General features: G+C 63.5%; 14 protein-coding genes. 4 read left to right on the top strand and 10 right to left on the bottom strand.

Going from position 1 to position 14304, the window contains the following annotated elements; genetic code table 11:
- The 4 genes from ACFC3J_RS05850 to motA form a co-directional block, all read right to left on the bottom strand.
- Window positions 1–1443 (bottom strand): chemotaxis protein CheA (locus tag ACFC3J_RS05850; protein WP_375195265.1); only part of this gene is annotated, 1443 nt, incomplete at its 3' end.
- Complete coding sequence (locus ACFC3J_RS05845) at window positions 1440–1805, bottom strand: response regulator (RefSeq protein ID WP_375195264.1); 366 nt, start codon at window positions 1803–1805, stop codon at window positions 1440–1442. The genes ACFC3J_RS05850 and ACFC3J_RS05845, both read right to left, overlap by 4 nt.
- Window positions 1802–2107, bottom strand: coding sequence for an STAS domain-containing protein (locus ACFC3J_RS05840; protein ID WP_375195263.1), 306 nt, complete (start codon window positions 2105–2107; stop codon window positions 1802–1804). Before ACFC3J_RS05840 ends, ACFC3J_RS05845 begins: the two co-directional genes overlap by 4 nt.
- The gene (gene motA / locus ACFC3J_RS05835) at window positions 2091–2975 is read right to left on the bottom strand and encodes a flagellar motor stator protein MotA (RefSeq protein WP_192666165.1); all 885 of its coding nucleotides are present in this window, start codon (window positions 2973–2975) and stop codon (window positions 2091–2093) included. Before motA ends, ACFC3J_RS05840 begins: the two co-directional genes overlap by 17 nt.
- Before the next feature lie 178 nt (window positions 2976–3153).
- Here motA and flaF point away from each other — a divergent pair, with 178 nt between their 5' ends.
- The 3 genes from flaF to ACFC3J_RS05820 all read left to right on the top strand — a co-directional run bounded on the left by flaF (window position 3154) and on the right by ACFC3J_RS05820 (window position 7016).
- The gene (gene flaF / locus ACFC3J_RS05830; protein ID WP_375195262.1) at window positions 3154–3516 is read left to right on the top strand and encodes a flagellar biosynthesis regulator FlaF; all 363 of its coding nucleotides are present in this window, start codon (window positions 3154–3156) and stop codon (window positions 3514–3516) included.
- 261 nt (window positions 3517–3777) lie between these two features.
- Window positions 3778–6399: a PAS domain S-box protein gene (locus tag ACFC3J_RS05825; RefSeq protein ID WP_375195261.1), complete on the top strand. Its 2622-nt coding sequence runs from the start codon at window positions 3778–3780 to the stop codon at window positions 6397–6399.
- Window positions 6396–7016: a response regulator transcription factor gene (locus tag ACFC3J_RS05820; RefSeq protein ID WP_375195260.1), complete on the top strand. Its 621-nt coding sequence runs from the start codon at window positions 6396–6398 to the stop codon at window positions 7014–7016. The genes ACFC3J_RS05825 and ACFC3J_RS05820 overlap by 4 nt, the downstream gene beginning before the upstream one ends.
- Here the strand turns inward: ACFC3J_RS05820 and ACFC3J_RS05815 are convergent, their stop codons facing one another.
- The 6 genes from ACFC3J_RS05815 to ACFC3J_RS05790 all read right to left on the bottom strand — a co-directional run bounded on the left by ACFC3J_RS05815 (window position 7017) and on the right by ACFC3J_RS05790 (window position 12772).
- Window positions 7017–8444: an alginate export family protein gene (locus ACFC3J_RS05815; protein WP_375195259.1), complete on the bottom strand. Its 1428-nt coding sequence runs from the start codon at window positions 8442–8444 to the stop codon at window positions 7017–7019.
- Between the two features lie 96 nt (window positions 8445–8540).
- Entirely contained in the window at window positions 8541–9428 is an 888-nt protein-coding gene (locus ACFC3J_RS05810; protein ID WP_375195258.1) for a sigma-70 family RNA polymerase sigma factor, read from the bottom strand.
- Window positions 9429–9583: 155 nt separating this feature from the next.
- Window positions 9584–10546, bottom strand: a complete 963-nt coding sequence (locus ACFC3J_RS05805; RefSeq protein ID WP_375195257.1) for a peptidoglycan-binding protein — start codon at window positions 10544–10546, stop codon at window positions 9584–9586.
- Window positions 10543–10974, bottom strand: coding sequence for a hypothetical protein (locus ACFC3J_RS05800; RefSeq protein ID WP_375195256.1), 432 nt, complete (start codon window positions 10972–10974; stop codon window positions 10543–10545). The genes ACFC3J_RS05805 and ACFC3J_RS05800 overlap by 4 nt, the downstream gene beginning before the upstream one ends.
- Window positions 10958–12295, bottom strand: coding sequence for a flagellar protein export ATPase FliI (fliI, locus tag ACFC3J_RS05795; protein WP_375195255.1), 1338 nt, complete (start codon window positions 12293–12295; stop codon window positions 10958–10960). Before fliI ends, ACFC3J_RS05800 begins: the two co-directional genes overlap by 17 nt.
- A gap of 75 nt (window positions 12296–12370) precedes the next feature.
- Window positions 12371–12772, bottom strand: coding sequence for a flagellar biosynthesis repressor FlbT (locus ACFC3J_RS05790; RefSeq protein ID WP_375195254.1), 402 nt, complete (start codon window positions 12770–12772; stop codon window positions 12371–12373).
- A 174-nt stretch (window positions 12773–12946) separates the two neighbouring features.
- Between ACFC3J_RS05790 and flgE the strand changes: the two genes are divergently transcribed.
- Entirely contained in the window at window positions 12947–14263 is a 1317-nt protein-coding gene (gene flgE, locus ACFC3J_RS05785) for a flagellar hook protein FlgE (RefSeq protein WP_375195253.1), read from the top strand.
- Window positions 14264–14304: the final 41 nt, after the last annotated feature.

Below are 14304 nucleotides of genomic sequence, written 5' to 3'. Positions count from 1 at the left end.
GCGCTCTATCGCCTTGGCGCGAACCCGTTCGCGGTTGATGCCGCGCCCGTCATCCGCGACGCGCACGATGATCCGCGCACCCTTCTGCTCGGCGGACAGGCGGATCGTTCCCTGCACGGGCTTTCCGGCGGCGATACGCTCCTCCGGCCCCTCAATGCCATGGTCGACGGCGTTGCGGATCATGTGCGTCAACGGGTCGCCGATCTTCTCGATCACGCCCTTGTCCACCTCGGTCATCTCGCCGGTGGTTTCCAGCTGCACCTGCTTGCCCGTCTCGCCCATCAGGTCGCGCAACATCCGCGGCACACGGGAGAAGGCCTGCCGGATCGGCTGGGCGCGCAGCGACATGACATTGTCCTGAATCTGGCGCGTCAGCCGCGACAGTTCGGGCAATTCCACCCGTTCCTGATCAGCGGGCGAGAGCCGGTCGGACAGGATCGACCCGCGAATGACCAGTTCGCCAACCAGGTTCAGCAACTGGTCCAGCTTGCCCAAATCGACGCGGATGGTCTGGGCAGGGGCTTCGACCTTGGGCTTGTCGGCAGGCGGCGGGACGTTATCCGCCACCAGCGCGAGAACGGGGCGGTCCGGTTCGACTGAGACCGTCTCGACAGGAGTGGGCGCGCTGGCAGGCGCAGCCACATCCGTCTCAACCCGCCCGATCTCGATCAGCGAGTCCGGCGCGACGAAATCGAAGCAATCGCGGATCGCCTGTTCCTCAACCGCGGCAGGCAGGCTGACCGTCCAGATGAAATAGCCTTCTTCCGGATCAAGATCGCGCAGGGCTGGCAGGCGGCCGGTATCGACGCCGGCAACCATGCCGCCCATATCCTCCAGTTCGCGGATTACCAGCATCGGCTCCGCACCGTTGGCCATGGCGGCGCGTGAAGGGCCAAATCGCACGGTCCAGCCCTGCGGTTCGCCGCCGGACAGGTCATCAAGATCGACCTTCACCGGCTCGAAGCCGAATGGATCGAATTCCTCGACGGCCGCCATAACCGGCGTGAAGCCGAACTCATCGGCCTCGGCCACCGGCGCGGGAACCGCTGCCGGAGCGCCCTTCGCCGCCAATATTGCGTCTAACTGCTCCAGCATCGCCGCGTCGTCCGGCACTGTCGCGACATTCTGCGCCGCCGCCACATGGTCGGACAGGATATCGAAGGCGCCCAGCATGATCCGCGTGACCTCAGCGGTCGCAGGGATCTGCCCGGCGCGCACCTCGTCCAGCACATTTTCGAAGCGGTGGGAGAAGGCCTGCAGGGCGCCATGACCGAAAGCGCCCGATCCACCCTTGATCGAATGGACGGCACGGAACACGCCCGCAATCACATCGGCCGACACGTCGCCCGCCGCCATGGCGGACAACCCCTGTTCTGCAACGACCAGCCCTTCGGCGCACTCCTCGAAGAAGATCGCCTGAATTTCGTCCAGCTCGTCGCTCATGGGCACACGCGGCGGATCGCCGCCCCCAGCTTTGCCGCGTCGAACGGCTTGGTGATCCAGCCGGTCGCTCCCGCCTCGCGCGCGCGGGCCTTCTTGTCGTCGGAAAATTCGGTCGACAGCACCAATATCGGCGTACCGCGGAATTCCGCCACCCCGCGCACCGCCTCGATCAGTTCAAAGCCGTCCATCCTGGGCATGTTGATATCGGTGATCAGCAGGTCGGGTTTAACCTCATGCATTCGTTCCAGGCCATGCGCGCCATCGTCAGCACTCTCGATGCGGAAGCCCTGCGCAGTCAGCGACGCCTTCAGCAACATGCGCATGGACGCGCTGTCATCGACGGTCAGGATCAATTTGCTCACGAAAGATGCTCCTTCTCGGGGAGGCCGATCGCAGCCGCCAGCCCGCAGGCGGTCACGCGGCCGACAAAGGCGGGGCTGGGGTTGGAAATCGAAAAGCTCTGGCCGTGCGTGTCGGCTTCGACTTTGGCCGCAACCAACAGTTGCAGCACTGCCTGGCCAACGCTCTCGACCGCGCTGGCGTCCACTTCCATGGCGCCATCGAAATCACTTGCCAGCACCAGCCGCACGCGCAGATCTTCGGCGGTCACGGTCGTTCCATGGGCGGGCAGGGTCAACGACCTGTCATCAGGCGGGCTGGGCATTGAGCTGGTCCTTCACATCTTCGAGCGCGCTTTCGAGCTGCGCGAATGAGGGGGCATAGGCGGACGGAGTCATGCGCCGCGCCAGTTCGATAGCGACCTGCGTGGGCTGCCCCTGCGCATGGCCGATGATCGCAGTCTTGACGATCAGATAGGGTTTGAAGTCGGCATCGATGATCTGCTGGAGCTTCGATGCGATCGGGCCGACGAGGCAGTAGGCGAGCAATACGCCCAGAAAAGTGCCGACCAGCGCGCCGCCGATCATCGCACCCAGCACTTCGGTCGGCTGGTCGATGCTGCTCATCGTCTTGATGACGCCCAGCACCGCTGCGACGATGCCCAGCGCAGGCAAACCGTCAGCCATCATCTGGATCGCATGTTGAGGCAGCAGTTCCTCGGCATGGTGGCGTTCGATGTCGCCCTCCATGGCTTCGGCCATCTGGTGAGGATCTTCGAAATTGACCGTCATCATCCGCAGATAGTCACAGATGAATTCGATCAGCCCCTTGTCGTGCAGCAGCTTGGGATAGCGGCTGAAGATGCTGCTTTCCTCCGGCTGATCCAGATGTTTTTCAATGGCATTGGCGCCATCCTTGCGAAAGGTTGATAGCAAGGTGTAGAGCAGCGCCAGCAAGTCGCGAAAGTCCGCTTCAGTCCAGCGCACGCCCTTGAAGACGCGCACGGTGCCCTTCCACGCCTTCTTCACCGTGCTGATGGAATTGCCGAGGATGAAAGCGCCCACGGCGGCGCCTGCAATGGCGATCATCTCATGCGGCAGGGCATGCAGGATGACTCCGATATTGCCGCCCGACATCAGGAAGCTGCCGAACACGCACAGCAGGATGACCACTAGGCCGATGGCATTGAGCATGGATCAGTCCAAAAGAAAGGATGTGGCCGAAGCCGATGTGCAAATTATAGGAAGGATGTCGCCGCCCCCGGCATCGCGCGCATCTTTTTCGCATCCACCCGCAATGATCCTGTCAGATGCGACCGGATCGGGATCTTACCTGCTAAAATAGGATCGTATCTTTGCCCGGGAGCCTGTTATGTCCGTCAATGCCTATCGCCGCGCGCAGGAAATCGCCGCGACACCGCGCGGCAACGAATATCGCCTGATGAGCCAGATCACCGCCGAAATGATCGCCGCGCGCGATGCGGGGATGAAGGGTGCCGCGCTGATGCCCGCACTCCATCGCAACCGGCGCGCCTGGAGCACTTTCTCGACTCTCTGCGCCGCGCCCGACAACCAGCTGCCGGAAGATCTGCGCGCCCGCATCATCTCGATCGGTCTTTGGGTCGAACGGCACACGTCCGACGTGATTCGCAGCCGCGAATCCATCGACGACCTGATCGTGGTCAACCGTGCGATTATCGAAGGACTGTCTGCGGAAAATCGCGACGCGGCGTAGCTATTTATGGTTACGACGATATAAGTAATTTTTTATCGATATTTTTCAGAGATGTGAAGCTAATCCAGCGTCCCTGGGGGGCGGATTGATCGTCGGAAAACTTTACAATCGAGATCAAAGGCAGCATTCGCCCGTGGTTGGTACGTCGCCGTGCCATGATATCGATTGCGAGTGGGGATGCAGCTTTTAACAGCGCCGCCGCGAAGCGTAAGCGGGGTTCCCTCTGTCAAATTGGCACCGGCCGTACCCCCGCTGATCGCCGTGGCCTTGATCATCTGCGTGGCCGTCCTGATGGGCTGGTTCAGCGGCAATTTGCGGATCGCGGGGTTCGGCCGCCGCGAGATATTGATGCAGCCATGGACTGCCGTGGCCTGCGTCGGTCTGGCCCTGTCGTTTTTCTGCGCCTCGACCAGCCGTGCCCAAATCGCGCGCGCGCTGGGAATCGTTCCGCTGTTCATCGCCCTTCTTGCGTTGGGACAGGAATGGACGAATGTTACACTGGCGGTCGACCGGTCGCTCTTTGCCGGCACCGTTCAGGATCAGGTCAGGCCCAATCCCGGTCGGCCCGGGCTGATGCCCGCCGTCACCATCCTGTTGCTGACGCTGGCATCGCTGGCCACCACGTCGCGTCATGTCGCCGTCCACTGGCTGATTACGGGCCTTGCCTGTCTCGCCTTCTGCCTCGCCGTCCTTTCAGGGACACTGCTGCCGCTCGGTATTTCCAGCTTCGGCCTTGCCACCAGGCACGCATTGATGTCCGTGCCCACGGCATCCACGCTGATCGCCATTTCCGCGGCGGTCATTGCCCAACGCCGCCATGTGGCCTGGCCGGGCAATCCCGATTGCGGCATCCGCGGCCGAACGCTGCAATGGCTGCTGGCGCCCTGCATCCTGCTGCCGGTCATTTCCGCCCTGTGGCAGCTCTGGACCTACCGCAACGGCCAGATTACGCGGGAAATGGCCGAAATCGTCCAGGCGGCCGGACAAGTTACCATATCCTGCGCAGTCATCGCCTGGGCGTGGATCCGCATTGGCCGTGAAAGCACGACGCGATGGGCCTTCAGCATGGCGATCGATGCCGCGCCCATCGCCATCACCGACATTGATGGGCGCATCATCCGCTGGTCCAAGGGTTGCGAGCGGCTCTATGGCTGGACGGCGGCGGAGGCGCGCGGCCTCGGCAAATACGGGCTGACCCGCGCCCTGCTGCCGCCCGGCCCGAAACGGCCCCTTCAGCATAATATGCTGCAAGAGGTCGAAATCACCGAACGGCATCGCGACGGCCGGCGACTGCGCATTCTGGAGTCGCGCCAGATTGTCCAGCCACGTTCGGATATCGCGCCGATGGTCGTGCTGTCGATGACGGACATCACCGAACGCCAGCGTGCAGAGGAAGCCAAGCTGGCGAGCGAAGCCCGACTGGCCTTCGCCGCCGATCTGCACGAATTGGGCCTGTTTGAATGGACAGCCTCCACCGACCGCGTCCTCCTTTCCCCCCATGCCGAGCGGCTGTTCGGTTTCCAGCCGGGCGCATTCAGGGGCGGCATGGACGATTGGCGTGCGCATATCCGTCAGCATTTCGGCATGGACATCCTGTCCGACGATCCGCTTTTGGCCATCGGCCCGCACCGCCACGCCTTCCGCCTGTGCGGGGGCAAAACCGACCCGACGCAAATCGTCGAAGGCTCCATCTTTTTCCACGATCCGCCGGGCGATCAAGGCTGCTCCATGCTCGGCATCATCATGGACGCCACCGAAAGGGAAAAGCGGGCCGAACTGTTGCAGGCAAAGGAGTATGAGCTCCGATCGATTCTGGAAACCGTGCCAGAAGCGATGATCACCGTGGATGAAGCCGGACTTGTGCGGTCCTTCTCCACCGCGGCGGAACGGCTCTTCGGCTATACCACGGAAGAGATTGCCGGGTACGACATCCGCACGCTGCTGCCCGACTTTGCCAGGGCAAAGGCCAACCCTGCCGCCGGCTTCGCGCTCAAGACCACGGTCGGCCACAACCGGCAGGGGGACAGAATGCCGGTCGAACTGGTCCTTGGGGAAACAACGATCGGGCGTGAACATATCTCGATCGCCTTCGTTCGGGACCTCAGCGAACAGATTGCGACACAGACGCGCCTCAACGAATTGCGCGAACAACTGCTTCACGCCTCCCGCGTCAGCGCGATGGGGGAAATGGGCGCCGGGCTTGCGCATGAATTGAACCAGCCCTTGACCGCGACCGCCAATTTCCTTGGCGCTGCACACATGCGGCTGGGCATGAGCGACGTTGACGGCGGATCACCGGATCAGGTGCGCAAACTGGTGGAACTTGCAAATCTGGAGGTGCTGCGCGCAGGCGAGATCATCCGCCGGATGCGTGCTTTTGTCGCTCGGGGAGAGCTGAACATCCGGGCCTCAGCCCTCAACGAACTGATTGGCGACGCTCTCCAACTGGCGTGGCTGGGGACCCGACATGCCGGCGTCCATCTCCACTACCAGCCCAGCCCCTCCGCGCCGCTGGTTCTGGCCGATCATGTCCAGATCCAGCAGGTGTTGGTGAACATCATCAGCAATGCGCTGGAAACCTTCGTCGTCGACCGCACGGAAAAGCCGGAAATCATGATTTTCGTCATGGAGCAGGGCGACGACAATGTGCTGATCCGCCTGTTGGACAATGGCCCCGGTTTCCCCTCCACAATCATCGGGCGGCCGTTTGAGGCGTTCGTGTCCACCAAGGCCAGAGGACTGGGCCTTGGGCTTTCCATCTGCCGCCGTATCGTCGAGGGACATGGCGGCACCCTGACACTCGCCAACAGGCCGGAGGGCGGCGCCGTCATAGAATTCACCCTCCCCGTCTATCGCGACACGGATGTGAGAGCTGCGGAGTGACGAAGCGGTATATCTATATTGTCGATGATGATGTTTCGGTGCGCGTCTCGCTGATTCACCTCCTGTCGATGTTGCCCCGGCTTGCGGTTCTGGGCTTCGCGTCGGGCGACGAGTTTCTGGCGGCGGCACGGCAGCTGGAGCCTGGCTGCCTGTTGCTCGACCTGCACATGCCCGGCACGTCGGGTCTCGGCGTGCTGAACGCGTTGGCACCCATTGCGGAACGCTTCGCAACGGTCGTGCTGACGGGCGAGGGCGACGTCAGCATGGCCGTGCAGGCGATGAAGCTGGGCGCGTTCGACTTTCTCGAAAAGCCCTGCAATCATGTGCGGCTGATCGAGGCGATCGAACTTGCCTTCACCCGTCAGTCGGAATCGATCCGGGCGGTGACGCGCCGGACGCAGGCGCTGGCCAAGATCAATTCCCTGTCGCTGCGCGAACGCGATGTGTTGATCGGGCTGATGGAGGGCCATTCGAACAAGGTCATCGCCCATGATCTGGGAATCAGCCCTCGCACGGTCGAAATTTACCGCGCCAAGCTGATGGAGAAGCTGAATGTCCGCAGCCTTTCCGAAGCGCTCGGCATCGCCTTTACGGCGGGGCTCTATCCCAAGGGCTGATCAGAACTCCAGATAGAGATCGACATAGCCATAGCGTGTGTCGCCCGTTTTCGGCGCATTGGCGGCGTCCTGGAGGAACCGCCCCTTGGCGAGATAGGCAAGGCCGGTGTCGACCCGGATCAGATCCGGAACGAGCCAGCGCCGCAGACGCACCTCGAACTGATGCCCTGCAAATCGCCCTTTGCTGCCCGTTGCATCCCTAACGCCGGTCGCCGCGAAACTGTCGGTCGCAGACTCCAGCCAGAGCGTTCGGACCATAGCCATTACGTCCGAGGATTTGCCCGGCTTTACCTCGGCGCGCAGGCCACCCGAAATCAGGTTGTAGCGATGGACCGGACCGTAAAGAGCGGTCGGCCCGAAATCGGCCCGGCGGGTGCCGAAGAGCGTGTCGAAACGGTTGTAGCTGCGCGATTCCCCTTTGTCCCCGGTCGCCAGATCGAAATCGGCCGACAGGCGCGGCTGCCATCCGCCAGCCCAGGTCCGGCCCAGTTCGGCATGAACCAGCCAGGCGGAAACGTTCAGGTCCGCAAGGTCTGTCGCCTTGGTGCTCGCTCTGGTCTTCCCGAACTGATAGGCCGCTTCCCAGTCATAATCGAACCGGTCGGGCTTCGGCTTGCGATACGCCCGCAATCCAGGGGTCCATAACCTTCTGTTCCGCGTCGTGCGGCCGGCGCTATCCCGCTCCTTCAAACCATAGCCGTAAAGTTCGAGCGTGCCGCCGAGAACGCCCGCCTTGGTCAGGCTGCCGCCGAAAAATTGCAGCGCTCCGCTTTCCTTGTCCCAATGAACGTGATTATCGAAAATGCCGTCCCGATCCTCAGGCAAACGGATTTGCGGCATGGCCCAGAACAGAATGGCCCGATCGCCACCCTTTCCGGTCAGCAGCAGATTGGCGCCGGTATAGGCATTGGTCGTGTTGCGGAAGGTCTGGCGTCCCACCAGACGCCGCGAACCGACGTCCAAGGTGAAGCGCCCTGCGGTCAGGGCGCCCTCCACCTTGCCGCCCAGACCGAAATCCACGCCGACATAAGCCTGAACCAACTCCATCGCATTCACTTCGTTCGTGCCTGCGGACGAACGTTTCCTCTCACCATAGCCGCGGGCGTCCCAAAGTTCGCCGCCCACACGGACCGGCCCGCCGTCATAGTCGACGAGCAGTGTCGTCTTCAGCGACCAGAGAAAATCGTTTTCCGCCATATTGGGACGAAACTGTCCGTCGATTCCCTCGATCCTCGACCGGACCATCCCTCTGATCGTCAGTTCCTCTGGCGCGCCCAGCGCATCGTGCAGCGCCGTACCTGCCATCGCCGCGCCTCCCTGTCCCGCCAGCAGCGCCATAAAGGTCAGGCTGCGGGCGAAAAGGCGACGGGCGCACAAGGTCGAAGCGCGGCGGCCCTTGCGGCGCGCCAGCCGGAAAAGATCAGACATTGGGAAACTCCAGGGATGATGATCCCTTATAGACCGCGGGCGAAAGTCCCGAGGAGGATCGCCAGGAAATTTTGCGGCCGATTATCCTATGATTTCTTAATGCACGGTCGGCTGCGCCGGCGGGGTTTCGCGACAGTCCGCCATGATCGCGAACCGCGGGTCCTGCGCCGCCAGTTCAGCCATCGTCTTGGCGGCGCGCTTGGCGATCTGGCGCACGCGTTCCTTGTTGACAGCCGCCTCGGCCTCGGACCCGTCTATCCTGTCCGTCGCGGCAAGATCGAACAGGCGGCGCTCCACCACTTCGCGATTATGAACGAGGCGCTCCTCCAGCTCCTCCAGTTCTCCCGCATCGATGGCAAGATTTTCCGAACGCCACACCGACTGGCGCTTTTCGACGGCATTTTTGGCGCCGCGCTTTGGCCTGGCCTGCCGGCGCATCCGGTCGAGCGCAACGTTACGCAGATGCTCAATATAGCTGTCAATCAGATCGATGGTCGCGGCCTGTGCTAGATAGGCGGATGCTCCGGATTCCGTTCGGAACAGCGCTTCCTCATCCTCGATCAAAGAGATGGCGGAAATATCCTCGCCATCCTCGCCGATGCTGATCGCGTCCAGCGACACGGTGGTTGCCTCGACCTTGCGCGCCGAAGGGCGCTGGTCAGTCATCAGGCGAAAACGCAGGCTCTGCAATTCGCCGCGGATCTGCCAGTTGACGAAGGTGGTGAACTGAGCCTTTTCCGGATCATAGGCCTCGATCGCGCGATGGACGGCGATGGAACAGACCTGCTCGGCATCCTCCCAATGAGCGACCAGCCCATATTGGCGGATAAAATGGCGGATGCGCGGGGCGATCAGGGTCAGAATGCGGGCGAAGGCCTTGTCGACGGCGGCGCGCTGCCGGGCGGTCTGCTTCTGTCCCTCATCGGGCAGATTTTCCTTCACGGTGGCGACGGCTGCTTCCAGTGCAATGGTGGTCTTCGACATGTTCGGTCCTTCCGATGACGTTACGGCATCGCGTCCTTCGCGTGCCCCCCTTTCGACAGGACCTCTTCTCGCCTCAAATAGTTAACACGGAACTAATCCTATATTTATTTTCCACCATATTCCTATATTTTTTGCCTCGTCCAAAGACGTGGGGGTCAGGCGCTAAAACGCTCCGGACGGATATTTTTTCCCATGAAATCAAGCAGCCATGCACGATGCGCGGCTTTTGCGTCCCCGCTGACGGCGATGCGATGGTTGGCGCCGACAACCCCAATCTGCGCGTTAAGAAGTGTTCGCGCCCGACTCGAATCAAGTCCTCCTTTAAGGAATCGGATCGCGTCACCCCGGCCCAGATGATGGCCGAGATAGGCTGCCTGCGCGACCGCCTGAGCGCCATCGCCGATAACGACGCCGGCGCGGGTGAGCGAATCCAGATTGGCCCGGGCATAATCGGCCGTCGCCTGGATGGAGGCTTCCGGATCATAGCGCAGCGCCAGCAGGGCGCCACGATCCTCCCCCTTCACCTTGCCATGCCCGTTCAGCCAGCCCTGCTGCCGGGCGACGCCGTTCAGCCAGGTGCCCTCCCGCTCCGCCTCGCCGCGCCAGGTACTGCTGAGGAACTGGCCCAGCCCCGCCGCGCTGGACCGGGGATTGCGCGAATAGGGCAGCCAGCGGCCGTCCGATCCCTTGGCGGCTTCGGCATGGACGATGGTGGCGAGCGCCGCGACCGGCAATCCCGTGCGCCGCGCCGCCGCGCTCAAGGCCCCGACATAGCCCGCATTGGGACCATAGCCGCGCGACCCGCCCGAAGCGCTTTCACCCAGGTCGGCTTGCCGATCCCATCGCCCCGGCGCGTCCGCCTGCTTCTGCACCGGCTGCTGCGGCACAGCTTGCGGCGGCGCCGTCTTCTTGTCCAGCAAGGACAACAGCGCATCGAGGCTCATCGGCAGTTTGGCGGCGGCGCCGGTAGTCCCAGGCCCCTCATGAACGCCGCTCTCCTCTTCGCCGCCCAGCGCGGCCCGCCAGAGGCGGTTTGTGAGGTCGCTGCGCGCCTGCGCATAGATCACTTCCGCCTTCTGGGCGGCCGTAAGCCCCGACATTCCCTGCGCAGCGATCACCGCGCGCGCCTTAAGGCACGGCGCGCATTCAGGAACGCCACCGCCGCGCTGTCATCGATGCCCGCCTGCTCCGTCCTGATGCTGCGCCGATCGGCCTCCTCCCGGAAACCTTCGGCCGCGACCTCGATCGCGCGATAGGCGCCATAGGCGGACGCCGCCTTGGCCCGCATCTGATCCAGCCGCGCACTCTGCACCGCGCCGTCACGGGTCAGGCGCAGTTGCTCGGCGCGGATGCGCTCCATATAGGCGTGGGAGGAGATATGCAGGTCCCCCGCCGCCGCATCGGCTTCGCGCAGGATGCTGCTGCGCACCTCCTCCTGCGCATTTTCGATCTGGTTCAGCACATTGACCTGCACATTGATGGCCACGCCCATGGCGTCAATCTCGCGGCGCTGCACGCGCATCGCGGTGTCAAACGGGGTCTTCATCACTCGTCTCCATCAGGGCCGCCAGGGCCGCGAAACTGTCCTGCGCATACCCACGCTCCTGCTTGCCCTGCTTCAGCAGAGCCTCGATCTTCGGGGCGAGCGCCACGGCGCGGTCGACCTCCGCGCTCGATCCGGCGCGATAGGCGCCCAACCGCACCATCTCCTCCATGTCGCGATAGGTGGAAAGTTCGCGCCGGGCCGCAAGGCGCACCGCATTCTCCGCGTCCGACAGACAATGCGGCAGAGTGCGCGAAACCGATTTCAGCACGTCGATGGCGGGATAGCGGCCGCGCTCCGCGATCTGACGGGTGATGACGACATGGCCGTCCAGGATACCGCGCACCGCATCCGCCACCGGCTCATTATGATCGTCGCCATCGACCAGCACGGTGAACAGACCAGTGATGCTGCCCTGCCCCGGCAGGCCCGGTCCCGCGCGCTCCAGCATGCGCGGCAGTTCGGCAAAGACGGTCGGCGTATAACCCTTGGTCGCGGGCGGCTCGCCGCTGGCAAGGCCGATCTCGCGCTGGGCCATGGCAAAGCGCGTCACGGAATCCATCAGGCAAAGGACGTTCAACCCCTGATCCCGGAAATATTCCGCGATGGTCAGCGTCGTCCAGGCCGCCTGCCGTCGCATCAGCGCCGGTTCGTCGGAGGTCGCGACCACCACGACGCTGCGGGCCAAGCCCTCGTCACCCAGATCGTCCTGCACGAACTCCTGCACCTCGCGGCCGCGTTCCCCGATGAGGCCGATCACCGCCACATCGCAGTCGGTCCAGCGCGCCAGCATGGAGAGCAGCACCGACTTGCCGACGCCGGACCCCGCAAACAGGCCCAGCCGCTGCCCCCGGCAGAGCGGAGCGAACAGGTCGAGCGCGCGGACGCCGGTGCCAAGCCGTTCGCCCACCCGCGCCCGCGCTGAAGCGGGCGGAGGTGAGGCCTTTATCAGCCGCATGTCAGCGCCCGGCGGCAGCGCGCCCTTGCCGTCGACCGGGCGACCAAGTCCATCAACCATGCGCCCGAGCCAGCCCGCACTGGGGCGCAGGCCGAACTGGCCGGCGGCGAGGTTCGCGCGCGTGCCGGACGCGATGCCCTGCAGCTCGCTGAAGGGCATACAATGGGCGATGCCATGGTCAAGCCCGGTGACTTCCGCCTCGACCCGGCCCGCTGGGGTATCGAGCGTAACCCGCGAGCCAATCTGCGCCGCTCCGGCCAACCCCTCCACCTCGATCAGTGCGCCGCGCACCGCCACAACATGGCCGTAACGGCGATCAGGATTGAGCAGACGCAGACCAGCCGCCGCCGCTGCCAATGTGGTCATCGGGTGGATTCCTTGATTGGGAGAGTAGCTGAATTTTCGCCCGTCATCCCGCGGAAGCTGGGATGACGGATTAATCTAGGCCGCGATCACCGTCCGTCCCAGTACCTCTGCCTCATAACCGATCAACCAGCGGCAATCTGCCAGCGCCGGATAAAATTGCCCCGTCGCCACCTTCTGCGCAAACCGGATGCACACCGCCTTGGCCTCAGGAGATTCCAGCGCGGCCATCAACCCCTCGAGCCGAGTCAGCAGCGCATCCTGATGCTTCTGCAGCTCGTCCTGGTCGATATAGGCCATCATGCAGGCAAAATAGAGCTGCCGCGCCGGGCTGTCGGCTTCCTCCGGCTTCATGACGTCGCGGCCGCGCAGGATAGTGGCGCCGTTCTCCACCACCATGTCGGTCCGCCCGACCGAGCGCAGCACCGCGCCATTCACGATCACCGGTTCTCCATTGCGAAGCGAAATGCGAAGCGTCATTCAATGTCCCCAAAAGCGATACATGTCGATTATAGGATAAATTTGCCGGGCAGCTTTTGCCGGGTGGATCATTTTTTCGGCGCCTCCCCCATCGGCCGGCCCAAATTCGTCCTACAATGAAGTCGTAACCGGGTCGGGCCTGCCCAGCACGCCGCCCACGCATGGGAGAATGATATGAGCCTCTATTCCGCCCTTTATGCCGGCGTCTCCGGCCTTGGGGCACAGGCGAGCGCCATGGCGACCGTCGCGGACAATATCACCAATGTGAACACCGTGGGCTATAAGGGCGTGTCGGCCCAGTTCCAGACGCTCGTGACCGACGGCCGCGCGAGCAGCAGTTATTCCGCGGGCGGCGTGTCGGCCGCGCCCATGGCGCTGATTTCCAAGCAGGGCCTGTTGCAGGCATCCAGCAGCCTGACCGACATCGGAATCGACGGCGCAGGCTTCTTCGTGGTGCGGTCGGGAACCGACGCCAATGCCGAAGTCGCCTTCACCCGCGCCGGGTCGTTCGTGCCGGATTCGCAGGGCTATCTGCGCAATGCGGCTGGCTATTACCTGCAAGGCTGGCCGCTCGACGCCGACGGCAAATATGTCGACAACGGCAATTTGAATACACTCGAACCCATCCGCCCGAGCGCGCTGACCGGATCGGCCCAGCCGACCACCAAGGTCGCGCTGCGCGCCAATCTCCAGTCCACCGCCGAACCGATCACTGGCGCCTACGTCACCGGCGCGATGGCGTCGGGGGCGCTGTCGCCGCAATTTTCCCGCTCGGTGGAGGTCTATGACGCGCAGGGCACGTCGCACACGCTGACCTTCAACTTCGTCAAAACCGCCGCCAATGAATGGGTCGCGGAAATCTCCGGCGATCCGGCCGACATCACCAGCGTTGGGGGCACCGCCATCACCGACGGCGTGCTGGCGAGCGGCACGGTCAAGTTCAACGCCGATGGCAGTCTGGACCTCGCCGGCTCCGACCCGGCCCTGTTCGCCGATCTCGACATTGGCTGGGCCAATGGCGCCGGATCCAGCCCGATCCGCCTGAGCCTGGGCAGCGACGACGGTCTGGACGGGCTGACCCAGTTCGGCAGCGATTCGGCGCTTCTTTCTTCGACCGTCGACGGCGGCATGCTGGGCACGGTCGCCTCGGTCGAAATCAGTGACACCGGCATCGTCAGCGCCATATTCGAGGACGGCACCTCGCGCGCCATCTACCAACTGCCGATCGCCACTTTCCAAAATCCCGACGGACTGACCCGGATCAGCGGCAATGCCTATCAGATGTCGCAGGATTCCGGCAATTTCGCGATCAACAAGCCGGGTTCGCTGGGGGCGGGCAATATTGCGGCAGGCGCCCTGGAAGCCTCCAACGTCGATCTGGCGCAGGAGTTTTCCAACATGATCCTGTTCCAGCGCGCTTACAGCGCATCGTCGAAGATCATCACGACCGTCGACGACATGCTGCAGGAAGTCAGCAACCTGAAGCGCTGATCCGAATAGCGCCCGCCCTGCCCCACTATTAAGGACCACCA

The organism is Sphingobium sp. (genome assembly GCF_041987595.1).
GTDB lineage: Bacteria > Pseudomonadota > Alphaproteobacteria > Sphingomonadales > Sphingomonadaceae > Sphingobium.
The sequence above is the reverse complement of the archived record's forward strand: the minus strand, read 5'-3'. Positions and strand labels throughout refer to the sequence as shown.

Coding starts and splice junctions, on each gene's coding strand:
- fliI (WP_375195255.1), bottom strand. CDS start 12,295: ATGACCACATTGGCAGCGGCGGCGGCTGGTCTGCGTCTGCTCAATCCT.
- ACFC3J_RS05815 (WP_375195259.1), bottom strand. CDS start 8,444: ATGTCTGATCTTTTCCGGCTGGCGCGCCGCAAGGGCCGCCGCGCTTCG.
- ACFC3J_RS05810 (WP_375195258.1), bottom strand. CDS start 9,428: ATGTCGAAGACCACCATTGCACTGGAAGCAGCCGTCGCCACCGTGAAG.
- ACFC3J_RS05840 (WP_375195263.1), bottom strand. CDS start 2,107: ATGCCCAGCCCGCCTGATGACAGGTCGTTGACCCTGCCCGCCCATGGA.
- flgE (WP_375195253.1), top strand. CDS start 12,947: ATGAGCCTCTATTCCGCCCTTTATGCCGGCGTCTCCGGCCTTGGGGCA.
- ACFC3J_RS05800 (WP_375195256.1), bottom strand. CDS start 10,974: ATGAAGACCCCGTTTGACACCGCGATGCGCGTGCAGCGCCGCGAGATT.
- flaF (WP_375195262.1), top strand. CDS start 3,154: ATGTCCGTCAATGCCTATCGCCGCGCGCAGGAAATCGCCGCGACACCG.
- motA (WP_192666165.1), bottom strand. CDS start 2,975: ATGCTCAATGCCATCGGCCTAGTGGTCATCCTGCTGTGCGTGTTCGGC.
- ACFC3J_RS05790 (WP_375195254.1), bottom strand. CDS start 12,772: ATGACGCTTCGCATTTCGCTTCGCAATGGAGAACCGGTGATCGTGAAT.